The sequence below is a fragment of the Streptomyces sp. NPDC058664 genome (genome assembly GCF_042716635.1).
GTDB lineage: Bacteria > Actinomycetota > Actinomycetes > Streptomycetales > Streptomycetaceae > Streptomyces.
In genome coordinates this window covers 121,759-148,687 of the sequence record NZ_JBHXRW010000016.1, presented here as the reverse complement: position 1 = coordinate 148,687, position 26,929 = coordinate 121,759, and the positions used below count along the sequence as shown (strand labels likewise).

The following is a 26,929-nucleotide window of genomic DNA, read 5'->3' as shown; positions in this document are numbered from 1 at the left end:
GGCGGCGGGCGCGGTCGTGGCGGGCGCGCGCCCCCCGCCCCCCGCCCCATGTACCCCCCGGCTGCTCGCCGCCGCGGCGGCCCCCCCCCCCCCCCCCCCCCCCCCCCCCCGACCGTGTCCCGTTCCTAGTGCTTGAACGTGTCCTTGACCTTCTGCCCCGCCTGCTTCGCGTCGCCCTTGATCTGCTCCGCCTGCCCCTTCTTCGTCAGGCTCTCATTGCCCACGGCCCTGCCCGTGGCCTCCTTGGCCTTGCCCTTGGCCGTCTGCGCGGCGTTCCTGGCCTTCTTACCCGCGGACATCCGACACCTCCTGCCGAGTCTCCCGACCGTGCGACTGCCCGGAACCGCGAGGAATACTCACGGATGCGGTCTCCGCTGCTCCTCGCGGCCGAGGCCGGGGGCCTGCCCCTTGGCGGTGCTGCCGTGCGCGTCCTCCTCGGCGGCTTCCGACCGGCCCAACTTCGCCTCCTCCGCCTGGCGCCGTGCCTCCGCGTCACCGCTCTCGCCCTCCGCCTCGGACGGTGTGGTCCGCGGAGGCTCGTGCCGGGGATCCTGATCGCTGCCGTGCCTGTCGTGGTGGCTCATGGTCCTCTCCCTGACGCCGCTGGTACGCGCCCCGGTGGCCGCCGGTGGCACGAGGTGCTGCTGCCCGATGGCGTACGGACGAAACAGCCCCTCGCGGATCCTTCCGGGCGGCGCCCGTGGCGCGGGCGTCCGCTGCGGAGGCCGCCGTCACGACGGCCCGTGCGGGTGGACGGCTCGCCCGGGGCGGGCGGGTCCCGCGCGGATAAAGTGGGGGCACGATGACACGCTTCCGAGAGAGTGTTCGGTCCCTGCTGCGCGAGCAGGTGCTCGACGCCGCCTACGGTCTCGTCGCCGCCGACGGCTGGGGCGGGCTGCGCATGACCGCCATCGCGCGGGCCGCGGGGATCAGCCGCCAGACGCTGTACAACGAGTTCGGCTCGAAAGAGGCCATCGGCAACGCCCTGGTCCAGCGCGAGCTGGAGGGTTTCCTGCTTGGCATCCAGCGTGAACTCGACGCCCATCACGGCGAGTTGGAGGCGGCGGCCGCCGCCGGGGTCGGCTACACGCTCCAGCAGGCGGTGGACAATCCCCTCGTCAAGAGCGTCCTGGTCGCGGCGCGGGGCGGCGAGGACGACCTCCTCGCCTATCTCACCACCCGCCCGGAGCCCGTCTTCGGTACGGCGATGGCGATGCTCGACGCGTACGCGGTCGAGGCCTGGCCCGATGTGGACGAGGAGTCGCGCGGACTCGCGGTCGAGGCGATCGTGCGGCTCACCGTCAGCCACATCGTGCAGCCGGTGGGCGTCCCGGAGGAGTCGGCGCGGCGCATCGCCCGGATCACGGCGAGGATCGCGTACCCGGGTGGCGGGGGCTGACGGAGGGCCCGGCGGAGGCGCCGGCGAAGGGCCTGGCGGAAGGCACGGAAAAAGACCTTCGGGGTAGAGCGAGGCCCGGTGTCGGACACGGGGGATCTCCGGCACCGGGCCTCTGTTGAAGATTGTACGAGAACCCGGGGAGTGGTGCGCACCCGAGGGTCGTTCCCGACGGTCGCTCGGGGCGTGCCCGACGGATCGGGGTCGGACAGCCCTGGCGCGTGTCCGAGCCGCGGGTGCCCTACTCCCCGCCGTCGGCGGTGCGCGGCGGGGCCGTGCTGTTCCTGACGACGAGACTGGTGGCGAGCTCCAGGCGGGTCACCGTGGGTTCCCCGGCCCGCATGCGCAGCAGCATCTGCGCCGCTTCCTCGCCCATCTGCCGCAGCGGCTGGTGGACGGTGGTGAGGGCCGGGCTCGACCAGCGCGCGAGCATCACGTCGTCGTAGCCGACCACGGACAGGTCCTCGGGCACGCGGAGTCCGCAGACCCGGGCAGCCTCCAGGACGCCGAGCGCCTGGAGGTCGCTGCCGGCGAAGATCGCGGTGGGGCGGTCCGGCAGCCGTAGGAGCTCCATGGCCCCGGCGTACCCGCCGTCGACGTGGAAGTCGCCGAAGCGGACCAGTGAGGGGTCGCTGTCCAGGCCGGCCATGCCGAGGGCCGACCGGTAGCCGTCCAGGCGGGCGAGCGAGCACAGGACGTCCTCGGGGCCCGTGATGATGGCGATGCGCCGGTGTCCCAGGTCGATCAGGTGCCGGGTGGCGGCGACGCCGCCGGACCAGTTCGCCGAGCCCACGGAGGGCACGTCCGGTTCCGGGTCCCCCGCCGGGTCGATGATCACGAAGGGGATGGACCGTGCTCCGAGCTGCTGCTTGACCTCGTCCGGCAGTGACGAGAACACGAGCACGACGCCGATCGGGTGCCGCTGCAGCACGCCCTCGATCCAGTCGGGCGCGGGCGCGTGCCGGGTGCCGCTCTCCGTCAGCACCACGCTCGCCTGATGCGCCTTGGCGAGGTTCTCCACGCCCCGGATCAGCTCCATGGACCAGACGCTGTCGAGCTCGTGGAAGACGAGCTCGATGAGCGGCGCCTCACGGGCCGCGCGGGTGGTCCTCCGGTACGAGTGCGTCTCGAGCAGCCGCTCCACCTTGCCCCGGGTGGTCGGCGAGACGTCCTGACGGCCGTTGAGGACTTTCGAAACTGTCGAAAGCGACACCCCGGCCTTCTCGGCCACCTCCGCCAGGGTGATCCGCCTGTTCTCCTCGTCGTCTCGCATCCGAGCAGCATAAAGCAACCCATCCGGCCCACAGCGTCACGCTTGGGTAACGCGCTGTCGGGGGGTTGACCGTCTCGACGCCCGAAGCTTAGCGTCCCGACACGTCAAGTTTCGGAAACTCATCCGAAACTCTTTCGAAAGGTGAGGCGATGAAGCGACCCGCACAGCTCCTGAGAACCGCTGTCGTCGGTGGAGCGTCGCTGGCCATGACCCTGTCCCTGGCGGCCTGCGGCGGCTCCGACGACGCGGCCGACGGCTCCGGCACCCTCCACGTCCTGGTGTACGGCGACGCGACGAACAAGGTGGAGAAGCGGCTCGTCGAGACCTTCAACAAGACCTCGAAGGTCAAGGCGGTCCTCGACACCATCCCCGGCGCCGACTACCAGTCCAAGCTGCAGACGATCATCAGCGGCAAGCAGGCGCCCGACGTGTTCTTCAACTGGGGCGGCGGCAGCATCAAGCCGTACGTCGACGCCGGCCTGCTGATGCCGCTCGACGACTTCATCGCCAAGAACCCGGAACTCCGGTCCAACTTCCTGCCGTCCGTCTTCAACACCGCGGTCGTCGACGGCAAGCCCTACGGCGTCCCCATGCGCGGCACCCAGCCCGTGCTGATGTTCAGCAACAAGAAGGTCCTGAAGGACGCGGGCGTCACCGCCCCGCGCACCTGGAACGAGTTGCTGGCCACCGTCAGGACCCTCAAGGCCAAGGGCGTCACCCCGATCGCCCTGGGCGGCGGCGACAAGTGGCCCACCCAGATGTGGTTCCAGTACCTCTACGACCGGGTGGCCGGCCCCGGCCTCTTCCAGAAGGCCGTCGACGGCGACAAGGACGTCTGGGCGAGCGCCGACAGCAGGAAGGCGCTCGGCATGCTCAAGGAGCTGATCGACGCCGGCGCCTTCGGCACCAACTACGACTCGGTCAAGTTCACCGACGGCGGTTCCCCCGCCCTCCTCGCCACCGGCAGGGCCGCCTTCGAACTCATGGGCTCCTGGGAGTACTCCACCCTCCAGGACGCCTACCCGGACTTCGTGAAGAGCGACCTCGGCTACGGCACCTTCCCGACCGTCGAGGGCGGCAAGGGCGACCCGGGCAACCTCGCCGGCAACACCAACAACTTCTACTCGGTCCTCAAGACCACCGAGCACCCCGAGGCCGTCGCGGAGTTCCTGAAGCTCATGTACTCCGACGAGTTCGTCAAGGACCAGCTCTCCATCGGCAACCTGCCGACCACCACCAACACCGAGCGGTTCCTCGGCGACTCCGCCAACCCCGCCTACTCGCGCTACCAGTACGACCTGGTGAAGAAGGCCCCCGCGTTCCAGCTCTCCTGGGACCAGGCGTTCCCGCCGGCCGCCACGACCACCCTCCACCAGGCCGTCCAGCAGTTCTTCAACGGACAGATGAGCACCGACGCCTTCATCGCCGCCATGCAGACCCTGCCCGCGGCCTGACACCCGGAACATCCGACATGACCACTGCCACAGCCCCCGCCGTGGACAGCGAGAAGAAGACCGGACACTCCGGGCGGCCGAACCGGCCCGGCACCGGCGCGGGACGCCCGGGCCTCACCTGGGCGGCGCCCGCCGCCGTCTTCTTCGCCCTGTTCGCCGTCGTACCGCTCCTCCTGGTCGTCGTGCTCTCCTTCACCCGCTGGAACGGCCTCGGCTCGCCCGAGTTCGCCGGCCTGGAGAACTGGAGCAGACTGCTCGACGACCCCGTGATGGTGAAGAGCCTCTGGCTGAGCCTGCTCCTCACCGTCCTCGGCGTCCTCGTCCAGACCCCGATCAGCATCCTGCTCGGCGTCTGGGCCGCCGGCCACCAGCGCAACCGGGCCGTCCTCTCCGCCATCTACTTCGTCCCGCTGCTGCTCTCCATCACCGCCGTCTCCGTCCTGTGGCGCGCCGTGCTCGACCCCAACTTCGGCGTCCCCGCCCAGGCGACGTGGCTGTTCGGCGACGGCAACCTCTTCGGCGTCCAGGCCAGTGCCCTCGGCGTCCTGGTCTTCGTCAGCACCTGGCAGTTCACCCCCCTGCACACCCTGCTCTACCAGGGCGCGGCGAGGGCCATTCCCCAGGTGCTCTACCAAGCGGCACAGATCGACGGGGCGGGCAGGTACCGCCAGTTCTTCCACATCACCCTGCCGCAACTGCGCAACACCGTCGTGACGTCGACGATCCTGATGGTGGTCGGCGGCCTCACGACCTTCGACACCGTCCTCATCCTCACCCAGGGCGGACCGGGCACCGACACCACCAACAGCGCCTACTACATGTACCAGAAGGCCTTCAAGAGCTTCGACTTCGGCATGGCCTCCGCCATCGCGCTGCTCCTCGTCCTCGTCGCCGGCCTCGTCTCCCTCGTCATGGTCCGCCTGAGCGGCTACGACAGGATGCGCAGCACCATGGAGGGCGTGTGATGCGGAAGCGTCCCCACTACCTCGCCGGATTCGGCTCGCTCGTCTGGCTGTTCGTGATCGGCCTGCCGCTGTACGTCATGCTGATCGCCACCTTCCAGACCCGGGCGGACTACGCGGCGAACGGCCCCCTGGGATTCCCGGAGGACTTCACGCTCGACAACTACGTCAACGACCTCAACGACGGCTTCGCGCAGTACTTCCTCAACACGGTCGTCGTCACCGTCAGCGTGGTCGCCATCGTCCTGGTGCTCGTACCGCCCCTCGCGTACGCCATCGTCCGCAGCGACGGCAAGGCCACCGGACGGATCTTCCGGCTCTTCCTGCTCGGCCTGGCGATCCCCTCGCAGGCCGTGATCGTCCCGATGTTCTACCTGATCGACGAGGCCGGCCTCTACGACAACCTCATCGGCGTCATCCTGCCGACCGCCGCTTTCGCCATGCCCGTCTGCGCCCTGATCCTCACCGGCGTCATGCGCGACATCACCCCGGAGCTGTACGAGGCGATGACCGTCGACGGAGCCTCGTCCCGGCGCGTCTTCCTGCAGCTGGTGCTGCCACTGTCCAAGGGCGGCCTGTCGACGATCGTCGTCTTCTCCGCGCTCCAGGCGTGGAACGGCTTCCTCTTCCCCCTCGTGCTCACCCAGTCCTCGGAGAACAAGGTCATCACCATGGGCCTCTACGACTTCCAGACCGAGCACGGCGTCGACATCCCCGGACTGCTCGCGGCCGTCGTCCTCTCCATGCTCCCCATCCTGCTCGTCTATCTGTTCGCCCGTCGCGCCCTGGTCCAGGGCCTGATGGGAGTCGGAGGAAAGTGACCGCCCACATGGCCACGCCGCCTCACACCCCCCTCGCCCCCTGGCGCGATCCCGCGCTGGACGCCGAGACCCGCGTCGACGCGCTGATCCGCGAGATGACGCTCAAGGAGAAGACCGCCCAGCTCGTCGGCGTCTGGGTCGGAGCGTCCGACGAGGGCGCCGAGGTCGCCCCGCACCAGCACGACATGGAGGAGCCGGCCGACCTCGACGAGCTGCTCCCCGACGGCCTCGGCCAGCTGACCCGGCCCTTCGGCACGGTCCCCGTCGACCCCGCCGTCGGCGCGCTCTCCCTCATGCGGACCCAGCGGAGGATCGTCGCCGCGAACCGCTTCGGCATCCCGGCCGTGGCCCACGAGGAGTGCCTCGCGGGCTTCGCCGCCTGGGGCGCCACCGCCTATCCCGTACCCCTGTCCTGGGGCGCCACCTTCGCCCCGGACCTGATCCGGGAGATGGCCGCCGCCATCGGCCGCGACATGCGCGCGGTCGGCGTCCACCAGGGCCTCGCCCCCGTCCTCGACGTCGTACGCGACGCCCGGTGGGGGCGCGTCGAGGAGACCATCGGCGAGGACCCGTACCTCGTCGGGACCATCGCCACCGCCTACGTCCAGGGCCTCGAATCCGCCGGGATCGTCGCCACCCTCAAGCACTTCGCCGGCTACTCCGCCTCCCGGGCGGGCCGCAACCTCGCCCCCGTCGGCATGGGCCGGCGCGAGCTCGCCGACGTGATCCTGCCGCCGTTCGAGATGGCCGTACGGGAGAGCGGCGTCCGGTCGGTGATGCACGCCTACACCGACACCGACGGCGTCCCCTCCGCGGCCGACGACGAACTGCTCACCGGGCTGCTCCGCGACACCTGGGGCTTCACCGGCACCGTCGTCGCCGACTACTTCGGCATCGCCTTCCTCAAGACCCTCCACGGCGTCGCCGGGACCTTCGCCGAAGCCGCCGGAGCCGCACTCGCCGCGGGCGTCGACGTCGAACTGCCCACCGTCAAGACCTTCGGCGAACCCCTCGTCGAAGCCGTCGAACACGGCCGGGTGCCGGAAGAACTCGTGGACCGCGCGGTCCGGCGCGTCCTCCTGCAGAAGGCCCGGCTCGGCCTCCTCGACCCCGACTGGACCCCCGTACCCCCCGCCCTCGCGGACGCCGACACCACCGGAGACCCGGAACGCCTGCGCGGCACGATCGACCTCGACCCGACCGCCAACCGCGAACTGGCCGGCCGGATCGCCGAGCGGGCCGTCGTCCTGCTCCGCAACGACGGCACCCTCCCGCTCGACCCGCGCACCCCCCGCCGCATCGCCCTGATCGGCCCCAACGCCGAAGTCCCCACCGCCGTCCTCGGCTGCTACTCCTTCCCCGTCCACGTCGGCGGACAGCACCCCGGCGTCCCCCTCGGCATCGACCTGCCGACCCTTCACGACACGCTCCGGACGGAGTTCCCCGCGGCCGAGATCACCGTGGCGCGGGGCACCGGCATCGACGACGCGGGGACCGAGGGCATCGCCGAGGCCGTGGCGGCGGCCCGCGGCGCCGACCTCGTCGTCGCGGCGCTCGGCGACCGCGCCGGGCTCTTCGGCCGCGGCACCAGCGGCGAGGGCTGCGACGCGGGATCGCTCACCCTGCCCGGAGCGCAGCAGCGGCTCCTCGACGCGCTCCTCGACACCGGCACACCGGTCGTGACCACGCTGCTGGCCGGACGGCCCTACGCGCTCGGCCGCGCGGCCGACGAGTCCGCCGCCGTCGTCCAGTCCTTCTTCCCCGGCGAGTCGGGAACCGCCGCCATCGCCTCCGTCCTCAGCGGCCGGACCGCCCCCAGCGGCCGACTGCCCGTCAGCGTGCCCCGCGACCCCGGCGCCCAGCCGTCCACCTACCTCGCCGCCCGCCTCGGCCACGCCGGCGACGTCTCCAGCATCGACCCGACACCCGCCTACGGCTTCGGACACGGCCTGACCTACACCACCTTCGCGTGGGACGACCTCGTCGTCGAGAACCCCGAGGCCCCCACCGACGGCACGTTCCACCTCGCCCTCACCGTGCGCAACACCGGCGACCGCGCCGGCAGCGAGCTCGTGCAGCTCTACCTCCACGACCCCGTGGCCTCCGTGGTCCAGCCCCTCCAGCGCCTCATCGGCTACGAACGGCTCGACCTGGCCGCCGGGGAGCAGAAGCGGATCCGGGTGGCCGTCCCCGCCGACCTCGCCTCGTTCACCGGCCGCGACGGGCGGCGCGCGGTGGAACCGGGAGAGCTGGAGCTGCGGCTCAGCGCCTCCAGCACCGAACCACGACTGACCGCCCGGGTGGCCCTCACCGGCCCGGTGCGGTACGTCGACCACCACCGTGCCCTGCACGCCGCGTTCCGGGTCGATCCGCGTACCGGCGACTGACCACGGCGGCCCGGACGGGGCCCGGGCGGCATCACCCGCCCGCGCCGGCCGGCGGGCGAAGAGCGATCCGGCGGGGTAAGAGTCCCCTGAGACGCGAATGCGGCCGGGACGGGCGCGACCTCCCCCTCGGCCGCGTCGCCGGTGACGACGAGGAGGCCGCCGTGGACGGCAGAAGCAATGGGTTCGTGCACTCCTTCAACCGCGCCGGCGGGTACGGGTTCGTCGTTCCCGTGGGCTCCGAGGAGCAGGTCTACTTCAGCGCCGAGGACATCGAGGAGGAGCAGCACCTCTCCGAAGGGCAGCAGGTCTCCTTCGTCCTGGTCCTCGGCGAGGGCCGTTTCGAGGCGAAGGAACTGCGCGTCTGACGCCCCGCCGGCACGACCGTGCCACCGGCGGCGCCCCCGGGCGGGGGAGCGGGCCGGTGGTACTGTGCCGAGGCCAGTCGCACCTTTGTACGCACCCGGACGGGTACGTGCACGGGTCAGGGAATCCGGTGCGAGACCGGAACTGACGCGCAGCGGTGAGGGCGACGGGCGGAGCATCGGCCACTGGGCGGCACGACGGGCCCGGGAAGGCGCTCCGTCCGGCTGACCCCGAGTCCGAAGACCTGCTGGCGGCCCCGGCGGCACGCCGTCGTCCGGGGAGCACCGTACGACAGGCTCCGCGTATGAGCCGTGGCCGCAGAGGAAGTCCCCGTGCCCTTCGCACACCCCGCCCGCTCCGCCGCCCTGTTCCTGGCCGGCGCCCTGCTCCTGACCGTGACCGGATGCGGCGGCGGATCCGCCGCACGGCCCACGGAGAACACGGTGAACACGACCGGGGGCCCGCGCCAGGGGTACCCCGTGACGATCGACGACAACTGCGGCCGCCGGGTCACGGTCGACCGGCCTCCGCGGCGGGCCGTCGCCCTCGACCAGGGGTCGGCGGAGATCATGCTCTCCCTCGGCCTGGCCGACCGCATGGCGGGCACCGCCACCTGGACGGACCCGGTGCTCGAGGGACTCGAGAAGGAGAACGCGAAGGTACCGCGCCTCGCCGACCGCTACCCCTCCTTCGAGAAGGTGCTCGACGCCGAGCCCGACTTCGCCGCCGCCTCCTTCGCGTACACCCTCGGCAAGGGCGGGGTGGCTCCCCGCGAGCGGTTCGAGGAGCTCGGCGTCCCCACCTACCTCTCGCCCACCGACTGCGTCGGCAAGGACAACAGCGGCGACGGCGACGGAGTCCGCATCCGGCCCCTGACCATGGACACCGTGTACGGCGAGATACGCGACCTGGCCCGGGTGTTCGCTGTCCCGGAGCGCGGCGAGAAGCTCGTCGCGGAACTGAAGTCCCGTGTGGCGAAGGCGACTTCAGACGGAGATTTCACGGACGCCACGGTCCTCTACTGGTTCTCCGACGCCGAAGCGCCCTACATGGCGGGCTGTTGCGGCGCCCCCGGCATCGTCACCGACGCCCTCGGTGCGAAGAACGTCTTCGACGACACGCGCGCGGAGTGGCCGCAGGTCAACTGGGAGACGGTCGCCGACCGCGACCCCGACGTCCTCGTCATCGGCGACCTGACCCGCCGTTCGCAGTCGGCCGAGAGCGCCGCGAAGAAGATCGAGTTCCTGGAGTCCGACCCGGTCACCCGGAACATGACGGCGGTACGGAAGAAGCGGTACGTCCTGCTCAGCGGCCAGGCCATGAACCCCACCGTCCGCACCGTCGAGGGCGTCGAGAAGGTGGCGGCGGCCCTCCGCTCGTACGGCCTCGCGAAGTGACGGCGCTCCCGCCCGGCGAGACCGACGTTCGACCCGACGGGTCCGTCGTTCCGTCCGGCGTCCTGCGCGGAGGGGGTGTCGCACGCGGAGGGGGCGCGGCGCTGTTGTGGACGGTGACCGGGCTCGCCGTCCTGGCCGCTTCGGTGGCCGTCGCGATCACCATCGGTCCCGCGGACATCGGCGTCGGCGACGTGTGGGCCGTGGTCGCCGCCCACCTCGGCGGGGAGGTCCCGGAGGTCTCGCCGATCCGGGACGGCATCGTGTGGGAGCTGCGGCTGCCCCGTACCCTCCTCGCCGCCGTCTGCGGAGCCGGACTCGCGGTCTGCGGCGCGGTGATGCAGTCGCTGCTGCGCAACCCGCTCGCCGACCCCTTCGTGCTCGGGGTCTCCTCCGGCGCCTCGACCGGCGCGGTCGCGGTCGTCGTCCTCGGCGTCGGCGGAGGCGTCCTCTCCGTCACCGGAGGGGCGTTCCTCGGCGCGGTGCTCTCCTTCGCGCTCGTCCTGCTGCTCAGCCACACCCTCGGCGGTTCGACGGACCGGGTGGTGCTCGCGGGCGTCGCCGCGATGCAGCTCTTCTCCGCCCTCACCTCCTTCGTCGTGATGACGGCGGCGGACGCCGAGACCACACGGGGCGTGCTCTTCTGGCTGCTCGGCTCGCTCGGCGGGGCCGGCTGGAGCGACGTGGGGGTGTGCGGGGCGGTGCTCGCGGCGGCCCTGCTGGTGTGCGGCGGGCACGCGCGGACCCTGGACGCGTTCGCGTTCGGCGAGGACGCCGCCGCCGCGCTGGGGGTCGCCGTCACCCGCACGAGGCTCGTCCTGCTGTGCGTCACCGCCCTCCTGACGGCCGCGCTGGTCTCCGCCGCCGGAGCGATCGGCTTCGTCGGCCTCGTCCTGCCGCACGCCGCCCGGGCCCTGGCGGGCCCCGGGCACGCGCGGCTGCTGCCGGTCACCGCCCTGGCCGGGGCGGTGTTCCTGGTCTGGGCCGACACGCTCGCCCGCACGGTCCTCGACCCCCAGGAGGTGCCGGTGGGCGTGGTGACCTCGCTGATCGGCGTCCCGGCCTTCGTCCTCGTCCTGTACCGCACCAGGAGCTCCCGATGACCGCGGGCCCGACTCCGACCGCTCCGATTCCGAGCCCGAGCCTCGGACTCCGCGCCGACCGGGTCTCGCGCACCGCGGGCGGCACCCTCGTCCTCGACGGGGTCAGCGTCACCCTCACGCCCGGCACCGTCACCGGCCTCCTCGGGCCCAACGGCTCGGGGAAGTCGACCCTCCTGCGCCTCCTCGCGGGCGTCCTCGCCCCCGACTCCGGGGTCGTCACCCTCGACGGCGACCCGCTGGCCGGGCTCGGCCGCCGGACGGTCGCCCGGCGCCTCGCCACGGTCGAGCAGCAGGCCGACACGCAGACCGATCTGACCGTCGCCGACGTCGTACGCCTCGGCCGCGTCCCGCACCGCCGGGCCTGGACGCCCCCGTCGGCGGCCGACGGGGCAGCCGTCCGGTCGGCCCTCGTGCGCACCGGCCTCGCCGACCGGGCCCGGCAGCCCTGGCGCACCCTCTCCGGCGGCGAACGCCAGCGCGTCCAGATCGCCCGCGCCCTGGCCCAGGAGCCGCGCGAGCTGCTCCTCGACGAACCCACCAACCACCTCGACATCCAGCACCAGCTGGACCTGCTGACCCTGGTCGCCGAGCTGCGCCTCACCGCCGTCGTCGCGCTGCACGACCTGAACCTGGCGGCGATGTACTGCGACCGGCTCGTGATCCTCGCGGAGGGACGGGTGGTGGCCACCGGCACACCGGGCGAGGTCCTCACCGAGGAGCTGATCGCCGAGGTCTACCGGGTCCGGTCCGCCGTGACCCGCCCGGACCCCGGCGGCCCCCCGCACATCCGCTTCCTGGGCACGGTGCCGGACCCGACCGGGACCGGGCGCGAGGCCTGACGCGGTACGACGGCCGGCGGGCGCGGGGGCCTGACGCCGTACGGCCACCGCCGGGCTCGCGGCCGGCGGGGGTCGGTGCCGGCGGGTCTGCCTACGATGGGCCCATGTCTGAGCGTGTAGACCCCCCGGCCGCGTCCCGTCCGCACGAGCGGACGCCCGGAGCGCTCGAACTCTCGGCGGCGGCGGAGGTGTTCGGGCTGCTCTCCGACCCCACCCGGCTCCAGCTGGTCTGGCTGCTGACCCGGGGCGAGGCCGATGTGACCGCCCTGACGGAGGCGTGCGGCGCCGCACGCCCGGCGGTCAGCCAGCATCTGGCCAAGCTGCGCCTCGCCGGGCTCGTCCACTCCCGCAAGGACGGCCGCCGGGTCGTGTACGCGATGCCGGACGGGCATCTGAAGCGTCTCGTGGTCGAGGCGATCAGCCGGGCCGACCACCAGGTGAGCGGGGAGCCCTGGCACGACTGAGGCGGCCGGCCCCGGGTCCCGGCCACTTAGCGTCATCATGTGCGCAATTGCGCACGCATTGGCTAGAGTGAAAGGCGTCCACACTCCACCGGGCCGACGGGGGCGTCCCCATGCTGTCCGTGTTGCGCAACCCCACCTACCGGCGCCTGTTCGGCGCCCAGGTCGTCGCCCTCACCGGCACCGGCCTCGCCACCGTGGCGCTGAGCCTCCTCGCCTACGACCTGGCGGGCGCGAACGCCGCCGCCGTGCTCGGCACCGCCCTCGCGATCAAGATGGCCGCCTACGTCCTGATCGCCCCGCTCGTCGGCGCCCTCGCCGGCCGCGTACCCCGGCGGGCCCTGCTCGTCGCCATGGACCTGGCACGGGCGGCGGTCGTCCTCGCCCTGCCGTTCGTCAGCCGGATCTGGCAGGTCTACGTGCTGATCCTGCTGCTCCAGGCCGCGTCGGCCGCCTTCACACCGGCCTTCCAGGCGACCGTCCCCCAGGTCCTGCCCGAGGAACGCGACTACACCGAGGCCCTCTCGCTCGCCCGCCTCGCCTACGACTTGGAGAGCCTGGTGAGCCCGCTGCTCGCCGCCGCGCTGCTCACCGTCGTCCCGTTCACCTGGCTCTTCGCCGCCACCGCCGCGGGCTTCCTCGCCTCCGGCCTCCTCGTCCGCTCGACCACCCTGCCGGACCCGGACCCGGAGGAGGCCGGGGGCGACGGGAGGGCCGGTCCCCGGCCGCGTACGTACGCCAAGGCGGCCTCGGGGATCCGGCTCGTTCTCGCCACCCCGCGCCTGCGGGCGCTCCTCGCCCTCGACCTGGCCGTCGCGGCGGCCGGGGCCGTCGTCCTGGTCGACACCGTGCTCCTGGTCCGCGACACCCTCGGCCGCCCCGCCGGGGACGTGGCGCTCGCACTCGGCGCGTACGGAGCGGGCTCGATGGCGGTGGCCCTGCTGCTGCCGCGCCTCCTGGAGCGGGCCGGCGACCGCGCGGTCATGCTGCGGGCCGCCTTCGTCCTGCCCGGGGCCCTGGGACTGATCGCCGCCGGACTCGCCGTCACACCGGGCGGCGGCTGGTCCTGGCCCGCCCTGCTCGGGATCTGGATGGTCACCGGCGCCGCCGGCTCGGCGGTCCTCACCCCCGGCGGCAGGGTGGTGCGCGGCTCCGTCAGGAGCGGAGACCTGCCCGCCGCCTTGGCGGCCCGCTTCTCCCTCTCGCACGCCTGCTGGCTGCTGACCTATCCGCTCGCCGGATGGCTCGCCGCGACGGCGGGGCCCGCCGCGTCGGCGGCCGCGCTCACCGCCGTGGCGCTCCTCGGCGCCGTGGCCGCGGCGCGCCTGTGGCCCGCGCAGGACCGGACGCCGACGGGCCGCCCGGCACCCGCGACGGTACGGCGGGCGCCGCGCCGGGACACCCGCCGCACCGCCGGACGGTCGAGGACCACCGCCGGTCCGTAGGGGACCACTGCCGGTCCGCCGAGGACCACCGCCGGTCCGTAGGGGACCACCGCCGGTCCGTAGGGGACCACGACAGGGCCGTCCAGGACCTCGTCCCGGCCCCAGGACGTGCCCGGCGGACCTTCCGTCACTCTCCCGGCGCCGGGGCGAGCGCGTCCATGAACGAGCTCACCGAGAACACCGCGCGCCCCGGTCCCGCCGGTCCGTACCCGGGCGGCGCGGTCAGCCCGTGCTCCTCCAGCGTCGCCGTGTACGCCTCGAGGAGGCGCAGGTGGTACTCCAGCGGGGCGCCGTCCGGGTTCTCGCGACCCAGCGGGGTCGTCGGCTCCGGGCACCAGGTGGTGAAGCGGGGGGTGATCCCGCGCGACATGAAGAACCGCAGGCCCTCCCGGGTGGAGGCGATCGCCTCGTCCACGGTCAGGAAGCCGGAGGGGCGGGCCATCTCGACACCCGCGACGAAGTTCGGGATGACGTTCCGCGGCCCGAAGACCTCCGCCGAGTCCAGGATCCGGCGGTGCCACTCGTCGCGGCCGATGTAGCGCTCCTTGCCGGGGCAGTACAGCTCGAAGAGCCGGCGGTCCCACACCTCGTAGTTGGGGTGGTAGATCCGGATCCCGTAGTCGTGGAACCTCCGCACGTCCTCCTTCGGCAGGGCCTGGGCGACGACCTTGCCGATCCAGCGGCCGGGGAACCGCTCCTCGATCGCGCGCGCGTACTGCCCGTAGAAGTCGGCCTCGTCCTTCCCGCCGACCTGCGACGTGACCGCCCCGCCGGTGAGGGTGTACGCGGTCGAGGTCCGGGCGGTGTCGTGGCGGTCGATGATCTCCAGGGCCTCCAGGACCTCGTCGACCGGCTTCACCCCGGTGTACGGGCGGCCCGCCGCCTTGTGCTGGCGCCAGTTGTGGTTGATGTCGCAGTACTGGCACTCCTCCTTGGCACCGAAGTACTGGCAGACGCGGAACACCGTGAGGTAGATCAGATAGCCCCACTGGATGGTCGGCGCGACCTCCATCACGGACTTGCCGTTCGACAGCGGGTGCCGGTAGTACTCCGGCATCGGCGGCAGTCCGACGTCGGCGATCCGGGCGCCGTCGAGGAACAGCGCGAGCGCCCCGTCGGCGTCGGGCGCCACCCGGTACGGGGACGAGGGGTTGACCCGGACCGACACCACCGTGCGGCGCAGACCGTACGGCCCGCCGGTGAGCACGATCTCCTCCGGCGGGCGGTTCAGCGCCGCCTCGCCGAGCTCCGGCAGCGTGCGGTGGTCGAAGGAGAAGATGAAGTACGACTTCGGCTTCACCTCGCCGCCCTCGTTGCCGCTCAGCGCCGAGGGGTCGAAGGCGAGCCCGCCGCGCAGCAGGTCCTCCTTGAACACGGCCTCCGGAGGGATTCCCGGGAAGCGGTCCATCAGGGATTCCACGACAGCGGTGCGGGTCGGGGCGGCGCTGGACACAGGCGGACCTCCAGTGGTGAGGGACGACGGAGCCGACACCTTCACGCTACGCGCGCGTGCCCCGGGAGCGGCGACCGGGACCCCGGTGCGTCCGGGCGCGGCGCGTCCCGGCGGCACCGCCGGGGGAGGGATGCTGTGGGGGTCCCGCGATCCGAGCACCCGGACCCCCACCCGCTGGAGAACACGCATGAGGATCAACCTGGCCAGCCTGCTCGTCGACGACCAGGAGAGGGCGCTGCGCTTCTACACCGACGTGCTGGGCTTCGTGAAGAAGACCGAGGTGCCCCTCGGCGAGTACCGCTGGCTGACGGTGGTCTCGCCGGAGAACCCCGAAGGCGTCGAACTCGTCCTGGAGCCCGACACCGGCGTCCCCGCCGCCAGGACGTACAAGAAGGCACTGGTCGAGGCCGGCATCCCGCTCACCTCCTTCGCCGTGGACGACGTGCGCGCGGAGTACGAGCGGCTGCGGGGGCTCGGCGTCCGCTTCGTCCAGGAGCCGGTGGAGATGGGTCCGGTCACCGTCGCGATCCTGGACGACACCTGCGGCAACCTGATCCAGATCGCCCAGTACGCGTAACGGCGGGCCGGCGGGCCGGTGCCGGGTCACGGCCCGGACCCCGGCCCGTACCGCCCGGCCCCGCGCGGGCGGCGCGTGCCACCGCGAGGTGACCGCACGCGCCGCCCGGGGTGTCAGGCGCCGACCGGTACCGGGGTCCGGCCGGGGGCGCCGGTGCCGAGCTCGCGCGCGAGCCGGAGCCCGAGCCTCAGGTACGCGGCGAGGTCCGCGCGGGGGGCCTTGCGGACGAGGTGCCGGATCGCCTGCATGGCCTCCCAGGCGGAGGTGTGCGCCAGGGAGGTGCCCCAGCTCTCGCCGAGACCGTCCCAGAGGTAGGCGCTGAAGCCGAGCTGGGGCGCCCCCGCCCGGCGCCGTTCCTCCTCGTGCGCGTCCAGGGCCCGTACGAGGAATCGTTCCGCCTCCACGGGGGGAAGTGCCGTACGGATGATGCGCAGGTACGGCGCGACGAGCGACGCGACCTCAGGGCACTCCCCGCCGGGAACGACGGGGTCTCCACCGGGAACGACGAGGTCGCCGGGAACGGGTGTCGTGATGGGCTCGCAGGTGTGAGTCATGAACCCATCGATACGTCATCTCATCGCAGGATCGGCCGTGGCGCGCCCACGCGCGGCACCGGTTCGCCCCACGGAGCCAGGGCCCGGCGCCTTCGGGCGCGGTCCCCGCCCGTCGTCACCGGCTCGTGAGGACGACGAGCTCGCGGGTCGCGCGGGTCATGGCGACGTAGCGGTCGACCGCCCCCTCGATCCCCTCGCCGAAGGCCTCCGGGTCGACGAGGACGACCAGGTCGAACTCCAGGCCCTTCGCCAGCGACGGCGTCAGCGACCGGACGCGGTCGCCCGGCCGGAACCGGGGCGCGCCGATGACGCACGCGGTCCCCTCGGCGTGAGTGGCGAGCCAGTCGTCGAGGACCGTGTCGAGTTCGTCCACGGAGCCGTGGACGACGGGGACGCCGCCGCTGCGGACGGACGTCGGCACGTTGGCGTCCGGGAGCGCGGCCCGGATGGCCGGCTCGGCCTCCGCCATGACCTCTTCCGGCGTCCGGTAGTTGATGCCGAGGGACGCCACGGTGATCCGGTCGAGACCGACCCGTTCGAGCCGCTCCTGCCAGGACTCCGTGAACCCCTGCCGGGCCTGGGCGCGGTCACCGACGATCGTGAAGCTCCGGGACGGGCAGCGCAGCAGCAGCATCTGCCACTCGGCGTCCGTCAGTTCCTGCGCCTCGTCCACCACGATGTGCGCGAACGGCCCGGCGAGCAGGTCGGGTTCGGCCCCGGTCAGCGCGGCGCCGTCGACCAGGCTGTCCTTGAGGTCCTGTCCGCGCAGCATCGTCACCGCGCCCTCACCGTCGTCGTCGGCGGCGAGCACGTTGTCGATGACGTCGGCCATGCGCGCGCGTTCGGCGGCGATCACGGCCTGCCGGCGCCGCTCGCGCCGCGCCGCCTCCGGGTCCCCGAGCCGCTGCCGCGCCGCGTCCAGGAGCGGCAGGTCGGACACCGTCCAGGCCTGCGCCTCCTCGCGCTGGAGCCTGTGGACCTCCTCGCGGCTCAGCCAGGGAGCGCACTTGCGCAGATACGCGGGGACCGACCACAGGTCTCCGACGAGGTCGGCCGCCTCGAGGAGCGGCCAGGCGCCGTGCAGGGTCCTGGTCAGTTCCTCGTCCTGCCGCAGTGCCCGCCGGAACTGGTCGGCCGGGACCTCGTCGTCGAGCTTGGCGAGGAGGATCGTGGCCAGCTCCTCCCAGATCTGCTCCCGCGCCTCGTTGTGCGGCGTACCGGCCTCCGGCGCCTCGAACGCCTCCGCCCAGTCGTCGGCGCTCAGCCGGACGTCGGCCCAGTCGGTCGAGACGGTCGTCCCACGGGTGGGCGGCTCCTCGTAGAACCTGACGGCCGTCTCGATCGCCCGCACCATGTCCGCGGACGACTTCAGGGCGGCCACCTCGGGGTCGCGCTCGGCCGCCGCCCGCGCTCCCTCGGCGACGAGGTCCCGCACGGTGCAGGTCCGCACCCCCTCCTCGCCGAGGCTGGGCAGGACGTCGGCGACGTACGCCAGGTAGGGCTGGTGCGGACCGACGAACAGCACGCCGCCCCGGCGGTGACCGAGGCGCGGGTCCGCGTAGAGCAGGTGCGCGGAGCGGTGCAGCGCGACGACGGTCTTGCCCGTGCCGGGGCCGCCGTCGACGACGAGCGTGCCGCGCGAACCCGCCCGGATGATGGCGTCCTGGTCGGCCTGGATGGTGGAGAGCACGTCGCGCATCCGCGGCGACCGGCTGCCGCCGAGACTGGCGATGAACGCGGACTGGTCGTCGAGGGCCGCGTGCTCCTCGAGGCCGTCGGCGGTGAACACCTCGTCCCAGTAGTCGCTGATCCGGCCGCCGGTCCAGCGGTACCTGCGGCGGCTCGCGAGACCCATCGGACGGGCGTGGGTGGCCGCGAAGAACGGCTCGGCGGCGGGCGAGCGCCAGTCGATCAGGAGACGGCGTCCCGTGCTGTCGGTGAGGCCGAGGCGTCCGACGTAGACGGGGTCGGCGCCGTCCTCGCCGACGATGCGGCCGAGGCACAGGTCGAGACCGAAGCGGCGCAGGGTGCGCAGGCGACCGGTCAGCCGGTGGATCTCCGCGTCCCGGTCCATCGCCTCCCGGCCGGCGCCGCCGGGCGCCTTCCGGGTGGCGTCGAGACGGTCCGATAGCTCGGCGACCGTCTCCCGGAGGCTCTCCGCGATCGCCGCGAAGTGCCGCTCGTCATCGGCGATCAGCGCCGGGTCGGCCTTGGGGGAGAGACGGTCGGGAAGGTCGAACGCGCTGGTGTCGTACGACTGGTCCACCGACGGAAGCACACGCACGGAGGGGAGCTCATTTCTGCAGGGGCTGGTTGAGACCGTGATTCTGCGGTATCACCAGGGCCTTGCCGCAAGCCCCCCTGTGCGCTATAAGTTGAGAGTGGCAAGAGGTGAGTGTTCCCCTTGCCCTTTCTCATGTCACCTCCCTTGCGGCTCTCGCCGGTCCCGCCGTTCCGCCGTGATCAGTGCGGCACCACCGCACCGGCGTACACGTTGTCCGGGGTGACGACCTCCGTGACCGCCCTGGCGAGCAGTGTGGACGGCTCCTGGCCCTGGTGCAGCTTGTCCGTGTTGATCATGACGACCAGGGTGGCCTTCTTCGACGGCAGGTAGACCGTCACGGTCTCGTACCCCGGGATGGATCCGTTGTGCCCGATCCAGCCGTTGGTCTCCAGGATCCCGAGGCCGTAAGTGGTGCCGGGGAAGCCGGTCGGCAGCGTCTTGAGCCGCTGCGCCTGGGTCTCGGGGCTGAGCAGTTCACCGGTGGCGACGACCTTCGCCCAGCGGCGCAGGTCGTGCAGGTTCGAGATCATCGACCCGGCCGCCCAGGCCCAGCTGGGGTTCCAGTCCGTCACGTCCTGGACCGTGCCGCTCAGCGTCTGGTCCGTGTACCCGCGCGCGTGCGGCTCGGGGAACTCCGCCCCCTTCGGGAACAGCGTGTCGCGCAGGTGCGCCGGGCGGAGCACCCGCTGGTGGATGACGTCGGCGAGGCGCTGACCGGTGACCTTCTCGACCACCAGGCCGAGCAGGATGAGATTGGAGTTGGAGTACTGGAACCTGGCCCCCGGGGCAAAGGTGTTCGGGTGCCGGTAACCGTACGAGAGCACTTCCCACGGGTTGAAGGCGCGCTCCGGCTGGGTCTGCAGGTCGCGGATGAAGCTGGGGTCGGAGGTGTACGGGAAGAGGCCGCTGCGCATCTCCGCGAGGTGGCGCAGGGTGATCTCGTCCCCGTTGGGGACGCCCCGGACGTAGTCGGAGATCGGGTCGTCGAGCCGGACCTTGCCGTCGTCGACGAGTTCGAGCAGCGCGGTGACCGTGAAGGTCTTGGTCTCGCTGCCGATCCGGACGTAGGTGTCGACGGGCATCGGCTTCCCGGTGACCTTGTCGGCGACACCGGTCGCGCGGACGTAGCAGCCCTTGCCCGGCATCCACACTCCGACCACGACACCCGGGATGCCCGCCTGCTTGCGGACGCCCTCGATCGTCTTGTCCAGCTTCGCCGTGAGTCCGGCGCCGAGGCTGTCGTGGCGGCAGTCGCCCTCGCCGTGCGGGCCGGCGCTCACGGCGTGCACGGGAGCGGCGGGGACGACCGCCGTCGGGGCGAGCACGGACGCCACGAGCAGTGTCGCGGCGAAGAGTCTGCGGCAGGGGGTACGTCGCATGGGGAGGCGCCTCTTCCAGGTCACGGGATCGGACGGCCACATCACCACCGGCACACCGTGGTGGAGGCTTCCCGCCCGGCGGGCCTTCCGGCGAGTCCACTCGTTCGGCGCCACCGCGTCACCGGGGCGGTCCCGCACCGCGAGGTCACCGCGGGCGGGCCGCCCGTAGCCCGGTCCCCGTGAGTGGGCGGGCCGCCCGTGGTCCGGCCACCGCGGGCGGGCCGCCCGTCGTCCGGTCCCCGTGGGTCAGCCGGAGTACGCCGCCGCCGTCGGCGCGACGGGCGCCGGCAGCGGGATCTCGAAGTGCACCGTGCCGAAGCCGCCGTGCTCGCCCGTCGTCCGGGCGTCGAAGACCTCGGTCGCGAGGCCGCGCCAGAACGCCTCGGCGCCGGGGATGTCGACGTTCGTGTGCAGGTAGACGCTCTCGTAGCCGGGGACGCCGGCGGCGAAGGCGCAGGCCGCCCCGACCATGATGCGGGCCAGACCGTGCCGCCGGTGCTCCGGACGTACGTACACCCGCAGCAGCTGGGCCGTGCGGCCCGACGGATAGCGCTCGGCCAGCGCGCGGGGATGCGGCGGGTGGGCAGGACCACGGGAGTTCACCGCGGTGGTGCCGACCACCTCGCCGTCGAGCACGGCGACCAGGAGGGCGTGCCGGGGGTGCTCCAGATAGCTCCGCCGGAGGTCCACGACGTCCTCGTGCCACGCGGGCACGTACCCGTATCCGAACTCGCCGTAGAACGTGTCGAGCATGACGCTGCGCGCGCCCGGAAGGTCCTCCGGGCGGGCGTGCCGCACCACGTAGCGGCCGACGGCGGCCTGTTCCCACTGATCCATGGGCGGCACGGTACCTGAAAAACCAACTGTTGGAAATGAAAACGATTTCAGATAGCGTCTGCTCCGGCTCGCGGGGAGCGAGCCGTCACAGCGGTCGAACGGACCGGTCCGAGAGGGAGTCGCGTGGGACATCTGCTGGTGATCGAGAGCTGGGTGGGGTCGATGAGCAGGCTGCTGCCCCGGGCCATCCGCGAGGGCGGGCACGAGTTCACCTTCGTCACCCGGGACCTGCACCACTACCTGCGCACGGCCCCCGCCGACGGGCCGCACCCGCTGCTCGCGGCGCGCAACGTCATCACGGCCGACACCAACGACCCCGAGTCCCTGCCGTCCCGTCTGGAGCGGCTGCACGCGGTGTTCGGCTTCGACGGGGTCCTCACCTCCTGCGACTACTACCTGCCGGTGGCGGCCCGCGTCGCGCAGCGGCTCGGCCTGCCGGGACCGGCGGCCGACGCCGTCGAAGGCGCCTGCCGGAAGGACCTGACCCGGCGGATCCTGGCCGAGGCGGCCGTACCCGGCCCCCGGTACGCCGTCCGCTCCGACCCGGACGAGGCGGCGCGCGCCGCCCGCGAGATCGGCTACCCGCTCGTCGTCAAACCCGTGGACCTCTGCGCCGGGATGCTCGTCCGCGAGGTCCGCGACGAGCGCGAACTCGCCGAGGCCTGCCGGGCCCTCGCGGACTTCCCGGTCAACGCCAGGGGCCAGGACCGCGCCCCGGTCGTCCTCCTGGAGGAACTGCTCACCGGACCCGAGGTCAGCGTGGAGACCGTGTCCCGCCAAGGCACCACGCACGTCGTCGGCGTCACCGACAAGAGCATCGGCGGGGCGCCCGCCTTCATCGAGACCGGCCACATGTTCCCGGCCGCCCTCGCGCCGGCCGACACCGCGGCCGCCGCCGACACGGCCGTCGCCGCCGTCAAGGCCCTCGGCCTCGACGACGTCGTGTGCCACACCGAGATCAAACTGACCCCGGACGGCCCCCGGGTCGTCGAGGTCAACCCCCGGCCCGCCGGGAACCGGATCACCGAACTCGTCCGGCACGTCACCGGCATCGACCTCGCGGCCGCCGCCGTCGACGTCGCCCTCGGCCGCACCCCGGACCTCGCCTCCCACCCCACCGGCGTACACAGCGCCGCCATCGCCTTCCTGCTGCCCGACACCGCGGGCACCCTCACGGCGATCGAAGGCGCCGACCGGCTGCGGGACCGGCCCGAGGTGCGCGAACTCACCCTCGCCGAACCCGGCCGCACGGTCCGCCCAGCCGCCAGCAACAACGAATACCTCGGCCACGTCATGACGGTCGACACCGAAGGCGCCGGTGCCCGCGCCACGGCGGAACACCTGCTCACCCTGCTCCGCCCCTGTTACGAGCCGTCCCCGGCGGTGACCGCGTGAGCCCCCTGAGCGCACCCACGCTCGGCGAACCCGCCGTCCGCACCGTCGACGCGCTCGTCGAAGCCGTCCGCACCGGCGCCTACGGCCCCGACCCCGCCCGGCAGCGGGTGGCACTGGCCTTCACCACCTCCCAGGCCGTCCGGCACGACGGCCGTGCCGGCGGCTACCGCAACGATGTGCTGAGCCTGCGCCTGCACGCGGCCGTCGGCTCCTGCGCCGTCGAGCCGGGGACCCTCGTCCCCTCCGCCCTCGACGACTGCGTCGGAGCGACCGTCGCCGAACTCCTCGGCCACCCGCTGCCACCCGTACGGATCGCCGCCCTCGACGCGTACCTGATGCACGCCCGCCCGCACACCCCCGAGCACGGCGCCCGCCCCGTCACCCTGCCCTCCGGCAGCTCCCTCGAACGCTCCCGCGCCCGGGCGCGCGCGGTCGTCGACCTCCTGCCGGAGACCGGGGCCGACCGCGTCCTGGTCGTCGGCGTCGTCAACTCCCTCCTCGAACGGCTCCGTGAGCGCGGCACCGGCTACGTGCCCTGCGACCTCAAGGGCGGCAGCACCGAATGGGGCGAAGCCGTCCGCACCGACGCCCTGGCGGAACTGGAGGACTGCGACGCCGTCCTCGCCTCCGGCATGACCCTCGGCAACGGCACCTTCCAGCCACTCCTCGACCACGCCGCCGCCACCGGCAAACCCCTGGTCATGTTCGCGCAGACCGGCAGCGCCGTCCTGCCCCGCCTGCTCGGCGCCGGGATCACCGCCGTGTCCGCGGAGCCGTACCCCTTCTTCTGGCTCGACGGCGGCCCCGGCGTCATCCACCACTACGGCGGTCCCGGTGCCGTCCACCGCGACGGTGGCCCCGGCACCACCCATCGTTACGGAGGCGCCCGGTGACCACCGCTCCCGTCCTGCACCGGCAGCCGGCCGGCGCGGCGGCCAACCCCGGCCTGCTGCCGCTCGTCGGACACACCCCGCTCGCCCGGATCACCACCGAACTGCCCCTCCCGCACCCCGGGTTCTGGGCGAAGCTCGAATGCCTCGGCGCCGGCGGCATGAAGGCCAGGGCCGCGCTGTCCATGCTGCGCGGAGCCCGCCGCCGCGGCGAACTGCGGCCGGGAGCGCCCGTCGTCGAGTCCACCTCCGGCACCCTCGGCATCGGACTCGCCTTCGCCGGCCAGGCCCTCGGCCACCCCGTCATCCTCATCGGGGACATCGAACTCGAACCCAGCATGCGCCAGTTGCTGCGCTCCCACGGCGCCCGGCTCGAACTCGTCGACCGGCCCGCGGCCGAAGGCGGCTGGCAGGCCGCCCGGATCGCCCGGCTCCGCGAGGTGCTCGTCCGGACCCCGGACGCCTACTGGCCCGACCAGTACAACAACCCGGACAACGCCGCCGGTTACGCCTCCATGGCTGCCGAGATCCGCGAACAGCTCGACCACCTCGACGTCCTGGTCTGCAGCGTCGGCACCGGCGGCCACAGTGCCGGACTCGTCGGCCCGCTCCGCCGCCGCTGGCCCCGCCTGCGCGTCATCGGCGTCGACTCCGTCGGCTCCGCCATCTTCGGCCAGCCAGCCCGCCCCCGCCTCATGCGCGGACTCGGCAGCAGCATCCACCCCCGCAACGTCGCCCACCACCTCTTCGACGAGGTCCACTGGGTCGGCCCCGCCGAGGCCGTCGACGCCTGCCGCCGTCTCGCCCGCAGCAGCTTCGTCAGCGGCGGCTGGAGCACCGGGGCCGTCGCCCTCGTCTCCGCCTGGGCGGCCCGGGTGGAAGCCGGCGCGGTCGTCGCCACCGTCTTCCCCGACGGTCCGCACCGCTACCTCGGCACCGTCTACGACGACGACTTCTGCCACGCCCACGGACTCGACACGGCCGAACTCCGCGTACGCCCGCTGGAACTCGCGCACCCGCGCGCCGCGGAAGCCGTCGGCTGGGCCCGCTGCCACCGGGTCACCGACCCCTCGCCGCGGCCCCCTGTCCACGCCGCGACGCGCGTCCCGGGAGGCGCCGCGTGAAGGTCACCTGGCACACCACGACACTCGAACTGGCCGAACCGCTGCGCATCTCCCGCTCGGTGATGCACCGCCGCGACGCCGTCTGGATCTCCGTCGAACAGGGCGGTCTGCGCGGCTGGGGCGAAGCCGTCAGCAGCGACTACCTCGGCCTGCCCACCGACACGATCGTCCACCACCTCACCGCCCTCCGGCCGCTCCTCGAACGCCTCCCCGACCCCGAGACCGCCTGGGAGGACCCCGCGGCGGCCGGCCTGCTCCAGCCGGACCTCCCGGCCGGTGTCCTCGCCGCCGTCGAGGCGGCCCTGCTCGACCTCACCGGCAAGCGGTCCGGCCGGCCCGCCCACCAGCTGCTCGGCACCCCGCACGCACCGGCCGCGGTCACCGCCCGGACGATCGGCATCGTCGCCCCCGTGCCCGCGGCGGCCCAGGCCGCCCGCCTCGCCGTGAGCGGCTTCACCGTCCTCAAGGTCAAGGCCGGATCACCCGATCCCGCCGAGGACCTCGCCCGCGTCGACGCCGTCCGCACCGGAGCCCCCGAGGCGAGCCTCCTGCTCGACCCCAACGGGGCCTGGACCGAACGCCGGGCCCACGAACTGCTGCCCCGGTTCGCCGCCCTCGGAGTCACCGCCGTCGAACAGCCGATCGCGCCGGGGGACCACGCCGCGCTCGCCCGGGTGGCGAAGGAGTCCCCGATCCCGGTCATCGCCGACGAGGACGCGGTCTCCTACGAGGACGCGGCCGCCCTCGCCGGACTCGTCCAGGGCGTCAACGTCAAACTCGCCAAGTGCGGGGGAGTACGGGCCGCCCTGCGCATCCACGAAGCCCTGCGCGGCAGCGGCACCGCACTCATGCTCGGCTGCCTCACCGCCAGTTCCCTCGGCATCGCCCCGGCCGTGCACCTCGCCGACCGGGCCCGCTGGGTGGACCTCGACGGGCACCTGCTGCTCGCCGACGACCCCTGGTCGGGCATCGGCGGCCGGGACGGCACCGTACGGCCCTCGGGCCGCGCCGGCCTGGGCGTCCGCCGCACGGAGCCGGAAACCCGTACCCGTACGGCGGCCCATACGGAAGCCCGTACCCGTACGGCGGTCCCGGGACAGGCCCAGGACGGCGGGCAGGCCCGGGACCGCGGGCAGACCCAGGACCGCGAGCAAGCCCGGGACCGCGGGTCGGTCGGCGATCGCGGGTCGGCCGGGGGTCGCGGCGAAGCGGAGGCCGCCGCACCGTGAGCACCCTCGCGGCGATACGGAGCTTCCCCCTCGCCATCCGCCTGCTCCTCGTCAACCAGCTCGGCGTCAACACCGGCTTCTACCTGCTCATCCCCTACCTCGCCACCCACCTCTCCGACGACCTCGGACTCTCGGCGGCGGTCGTCGGCGTGGTCCTGGGACTGCGCAACCTCAGCCAGCAGGGCCTCTTCCTGATCGGCGGCTCGGCCGCCGACCGGCTCGGCGCCCGTGGCGTGATCATCGCCGGCTGCGCCCTGCGCACCGTCGGATTCGGCCTGTTCGCCCTCGGCGACACGCTGCCCCTGCTCGTGGCCGCTTCCATACTCAGCGGGCTCGCGGGGGCCCTCTTCAACCCCGCGGTCCGGACCTACGTCGCCCAGGAGGCCGGGGAACGCAAGGCCGAGGCCTTCGCCCTGTTCCACATGTTCGCCACCGCCGGCGCGCTGCTCGGCCCGCTGCTCGGCGGACTGCTGCTGCTCGTCGACTTCCGCGCCGCGGCCGTCACGGCCGCCGCCGTCTTCGCCGTGCTGACCCTCGCCCAGCTGCTCGTACTGCCCGCCCGCCCGGTGCCGGCCGCCGACACCCCGCTGCTCGGCGACTGGCGGGAAACGGCCCGCAACCGCCGCTTCCTGGCGTTCTCCCTCGCCATGATCGGCATGTACGGCCTCGAGAACCAGCTGTACCTGCTCCTGCCGCACGCCGCCGCCCACGCGTCCGGCTGGGACGGCGCGACCGGCCTGCTGTTCCTCGCCGGAACCGTCACGAGTCTGCTCTTCCAACTGCGCATCACCCGCACCCTCAAGTCCCGCGGCAGCCGCGGCCGCTGGATCACCACCGGACTCGCCGTGATGGGCCTCGGCTTCGTCCCGCCGGCCCTCGTCGCGGGCGCGTCGGACCCGCACCCGCTGCGCCTGCTGCCGGTGCTCGCCGGGGCGCTGCTGCTGCACCTCGGCGTGATGATCGCCTCGCCGTTCGTGATGGAGCTGATACCCGCCTTCGGCCGGGAGAGCCTGACCGGCACCTACTACGGCCTGTTCTACGTGGTCTCCGGCGTCGCGGCGGCCGCCGGCAGCGCCGGCGTCGGCTGGTCCATGGACACCGCGGGAACCACCGGCCTGAGCTGGCTGCCCTACGCCTGCTGCACCGCCCTCGGTGTGGGCTCCGCCGCCGCCGTCGCCCGGCTGCGGCGACGCGGCGCCCTGCCCGAAGGCGACCCGGCGCCGGAGCCCCCGCCCGGGCCCACCGGCGTACGCCCCCGAAGCGAGACCACATGACAGCGAGGACCACGCCATGACAGCGAGGACGACGC

At 73.1% G+C, this 26,929-nt stretch carries 25 protein-coding genes and 1 riboswitch; of the genes, 17 read left to right on the top strand and 8 right to left on the bottom strand.

Annotated elements, in window-relative coordinates:
* Positions 1–125: 125 nt before the first annotated feature.
* The gene (locus tag ACFWUY_RS15900) at positions 126–299 is read right to left on the bottom strand and encodes a CsbD family protein (protein WP_384107692.1); all 174 of its coding nucleotides are present in this window, start codon (positions 297–299) and stop codon (positions 126–128) included.
* A 57-nt stretch (positions 300–356) separates the two neighbouring features.
* A complete protein-coding gene (locus tag ACFWUY_RS15895; protein WP_384107690.1) occupies positions 357–584 on the bottom strand; it encodes a hypothetical protein in 228 nt (75 codons plus the stop codon).
* Between the two features lie 218 nt (positions 585–802).
* Here ACFWUY_RS15895 and ACFWUY_RS15890 point away from each other — a divergent pair, with 218 nt between their 5' ends.
* Positions 803–1,399: a TetR family transcriptional regulator gene (locus tag ACFWUY_RS15890; protein WP_384107688.1), complete on the top strand. Its 597-nt coding sequence runs from the start codon at positions 803–805 to the stop codon at positions 1,397–1,399.
* A 238-nt stretch (positions 1,400–1,637) separates the two neighbouring features.
* Here ACFWUY_RS15890 and ACFWUY_RS15885 read toward each other — a convergent pair whose 3' ends face one another.
* On the bottom strand, positions 1,638–2,669 hold the full coding sequence (locus tag ACFWUY_RS15885; RefSeq protein ID WP_384107686.1) for a LacI family DNA-binding transcriptional regulator: 1,032 nt from the start codon (positions 2,667–2,669) through the stop codon (positions 1,638–1,640).
* Between the two features lie 149 nt (positions 2,670–2,818).
* Between ACFWUY_RS15885 and ACFWUY_RS15880 the strand changes: the two genes are divergently transcribed.
* The 10 genes from ACFWUY_RS15880 to ACFWUY_RS15835 all read left to right on the top strand — a co-directional run bounded on the left by ACFWUY_RS15880 (position 2,819) and on the right by ACFWUY_RS15835 (position 13,898).
* The gene (locus ACFWUY_RS15880) at positions 2,819–4,123 is read left to right on the top strand and encodes an ABC transporter substrate-binding protein (RefSeq protein ID WP_384107684.1); all 1,305 of its coding nucleotides are present in this window, start codon (positions 2,819–2,821) and stop codon (positions 4,121–4,123) included.
* A gap of 17 nt (positions 4,124–4,140) precedes the next feature.
* Positions 4,141–5,088, top strand: coding sequence for a carbohydrate ABC transporter permease (locus ACFWUY_RS15875; RefSeq protein WP_384107682.1), 948 nt, complete (start codon positions 4,141–4,143; stop codon positions 5,086–5,088).
* Positions 5,088–5,906 (top strand): carbohydrate ABC transporter permease, encoded by an 819-nt coding sequence (locus ACFWUY_RS15870; protein WP_384107680.1) that lies wholly within the window; start codon positions 5,088–5,090, stop codon positions 5,904–5,906. The genes ACFWUY_RS15875 and ACFWUY_RS15870 overlap by 1 nt, the downstream gene beginning before the upstream one ends.
* Before the next feature lie 8 nt (positions 5,907–5,914).
* Complete coding sequence (locus ACFWUY_RS15865) at positions 5,915–8,293, top strand: beta-glucosidase (protein ID WP_384107678.1); 2,379 nt, start codon at positions 5,915–5,917, stop codon at positions 8,291–8,293.
* A 161-nt stretch (positions 8,294–8,454) separates the two neighbouring features.
* The gene (locus ACFWUY_RS15860) at positions 8,455–8,658 is read left to right on the top strand and encodes a cold-shock protein (protein WP_384107676.1); all 204 of its coding nucleotides are present in this window, start codon (positions 8,455–8,457) and stop codon (positions 8,656–8,658) included.
* 118 nt (positions 8,659–8,776) lie between these two features.
* Positions 8,777–8,902: riboswitch (cobalamin riboswitch) on the top strand.
* Positions 8,903–8,988: 86 nt separating this feature from the next.
* Positions 8,989–10,053, top strand: a complete 1,065-nt coding sequence (locus ACFWUY_RS15855) for an ABC transporter substrate-binding protein (RefSeq protein WP_384107674.1) — start codon at positions 8,989–8,991, stop codon at positions 10,051–10,053.
* 62 nt (positions 10,054–10,115) lie between these two features.
* Positions 10,116–11,153, top strand: coding sequence for a FecCD family ABC transporter permease (locus ACFWUY_RS15850; protein WP_384107722.1), 1,038 nt, complete (start codon positions 10,116–10,118; stop codon positions 11,151–11,153).
* Positions 11,150–11,992, top strand: a complete 843-nt coding sequence (locus tag ACFWUY_RS15845; protein ID WP_384107672.1) for an ABC transporter ATP-binding protein — start codon at positions 11,150–11,152, stop codon at positions 11,990–11,992. The genes ACFWUY_RS15850 and ACFWUY_RS15845 overlap by 4 nt, the downstream gene beginning before the upstream one ends.
* A 104-nt stretch (positions 11,993–12,096) precedes the next feature.
* The gene (locus ACFWUY_RS15840) at positions 12,097–12,456 is read left to right on the top strand and encodes an ArsR/SmtB family transcription factor (protein WP_384107670.1); all 360 of its coding nucleotides are present in this window, start codon (positions 12,097–12,099) and stop codon (positions 12,454–12,456) included.
* Between the two features lie 110 nt (positions 12,457–12,566).
* Positions 12,567–13,898 (top strand): MFS transporter, encoded by a 1,332-nt coding sequence (locus ACFWUY_RS15835; RefSeq protein ID WP_384107668.1) that lies wholly within the window; start codon positions 12,567–12,569, stop codon positions 13,896–13,898.
* 127 nt (positions 13,899–14,025) lie between these two features.
* Here ACFWUY_RS15835 and ACFWUY_RS15830 read toward each other — a convergent pair whose 3' ends face one another.
* A complete protein-coding gene (locus ACFWUY_RS15830) occupies positions 14,026–15,306 on the bottom strand; it encodes a radical SAM protein (protein ID WP_384107719.1) in 1,281 nt (426 codons plus the stop codon).
* A gap of 232 nt (positions 15,307–15,538) precedes the next feature.
* Here ACFWUY_RS15830 and ACFWUY_RS15825 point away from each other — a divergent pair, with 232 nt between their 5' ends.
* The gene (locus ACFWUY_RS15825; protein WP_384107666.1) at positions 15,539–15,928 is read left to right on the top strand and encodes a VOC family protein; all 390 of its coding nucleotides are present in this window, start codon (positions 15,539–15,541) and stop codon (positions 15,926–15,928) included.
* Between the two features lie 113 nt (positions 15,929–16,041).
* On the opposite strand, the gene ACFWUY_RS15820 is transcribed toward ACFWUY_RS15825, so the two are convergent.
* The 4 genes from ACFWUY_RS15820 to ACFWUY_RS15805 form a co-directional block, all read right to left on the bottom strand.
* Entirely contained in the window at positions 16,042–16,482 is a 441-nt protein-coding gene (locus ACFWUY_RS15820; RefSeq protein WP_384107664.1) for a hypothetical protein, read from the bottom strand.
* A gap of 115 nt (positions 16,483–16,597) precedes the next feature.
* Positions 16,598–18,766: an RNA polymerase recycling motor ATPase HelR gene (gene helR / locus ACFWUY_RS15815; RefSeq protein WP_384107662.1), complete on the bottom strand. Its 2,169-nt coding sequence runs from the start codon at positions 18,764–18,766 to the stop codon at positions 16,598–16,600.
* Between the two features lie 179 nt (positions 18,767–18,945).
* Positions 18,946–20,145 (bottom strand): serine hydrolase domain-containing protein, encoded by a 1,200-nt coding sequence (locus ACFWUY_RS15810; protein WP_384107660.1) that lies wholly within the window; start codon positions 20,143–20,145, stop codon positions 18,946–18,948.
* A gap of 246 nt (positions 20,146–20,391) precedes the next feature.
* Positions 20,392–20,982 carry a GNAT family N-acetyltransferase gene (locus tag ACFWUY_RS15805; RefSeq protein WP_384107658.1) on the bottom strand — a complete coding sequence of 197 codons (591 nt, stop codon included), beginning with the start codon at positions 20,980–20,982 and terminating at the stop codon, positions 20,392–20,394.
* A gap of 123 nt (positions 20,983–21,105) precedes the next feature.
* Between ACFWUY_RS15805 and ACFWUY_RS15800 the strand changes: the two genes are divergently transcribed.
* Genes ACFWUY_RS15800 through ACFWUY_RS15780 form a run of 5 tightly spaced genes read left to right on the top strand, consistent with a single transcriptional unit; the run spans position 21,106 to position 26,894 of the window.
* Positions 21,106–22,377, top strand: a complete 1,272-nt coding sequence (locus tag ACFWUY_RS15800) for an ATP-grasp domain-containing protein (RefSeq protein ID WP_384107655.1) — start codon at positions 21,106–21,108, stop codon at positions 22,375–22,377.
* The gene (locus ACFWUY_RS15795; RefSeq protein WP_384107653.1) at positions 22,374–23,270 is read left to right on the top strand and encodes a Rossmann-like domain-containing protein; all 897 of its coding nucleotides are present in this window, start codon (positions 22,374–22,376) and stop codon (positions 23,268–23,270) included. The genes ACFWUY_RS15800 and ACFWUY_RS15795 overlap by 4 nt, the downstream gene beginning before the upstream one ends.
* Entirely contained in the window at positions 23,267–24,391 is a 1,125-nt protein-coding gene (locus ACFWUY_RS15790; RefSeq protein WP_384107652.1) for a PLP-dependent cysteine synthase family protein, read from the top strand. The genes ACFWUY_RS15795 and ACFWUY_RS15790 overlap by 4 nt, the downstream gene beginning before the upstream one ends.
* The gene (locus ACFWUY_RS15785) at positions 24,388–25,620 is read left to right on the top strand and encodes a dipeptide epimerase (RefSeq protein WP_384107650.1); all 1,233 of its coding nucleotides are present in this window, start codon (positions 24,388–24,390) and stop codon (positions 25,618–25,620) included. The genes ACFWUY_RS15790 and ACFWUY_RS15785 overlap by 4 nt, the downstream gene beginning before the upstream one ends.
* A complete protein-coding gene (locus ACFWUY_RS15780) occupies positions 25,617–26,894 on the top strand; it encodes an MFS transporter (protein WP_384107648.1) in 1,278 nt (425 codons plus the stop codon). The genes ACFWUY_RS15785 and ACFWUY_RS15780 overlap by 4 nt, the downstream gene beginning before the upstream one ends.
* Positions 26,895–26,929: the final 35 nt, after the last annotated feature.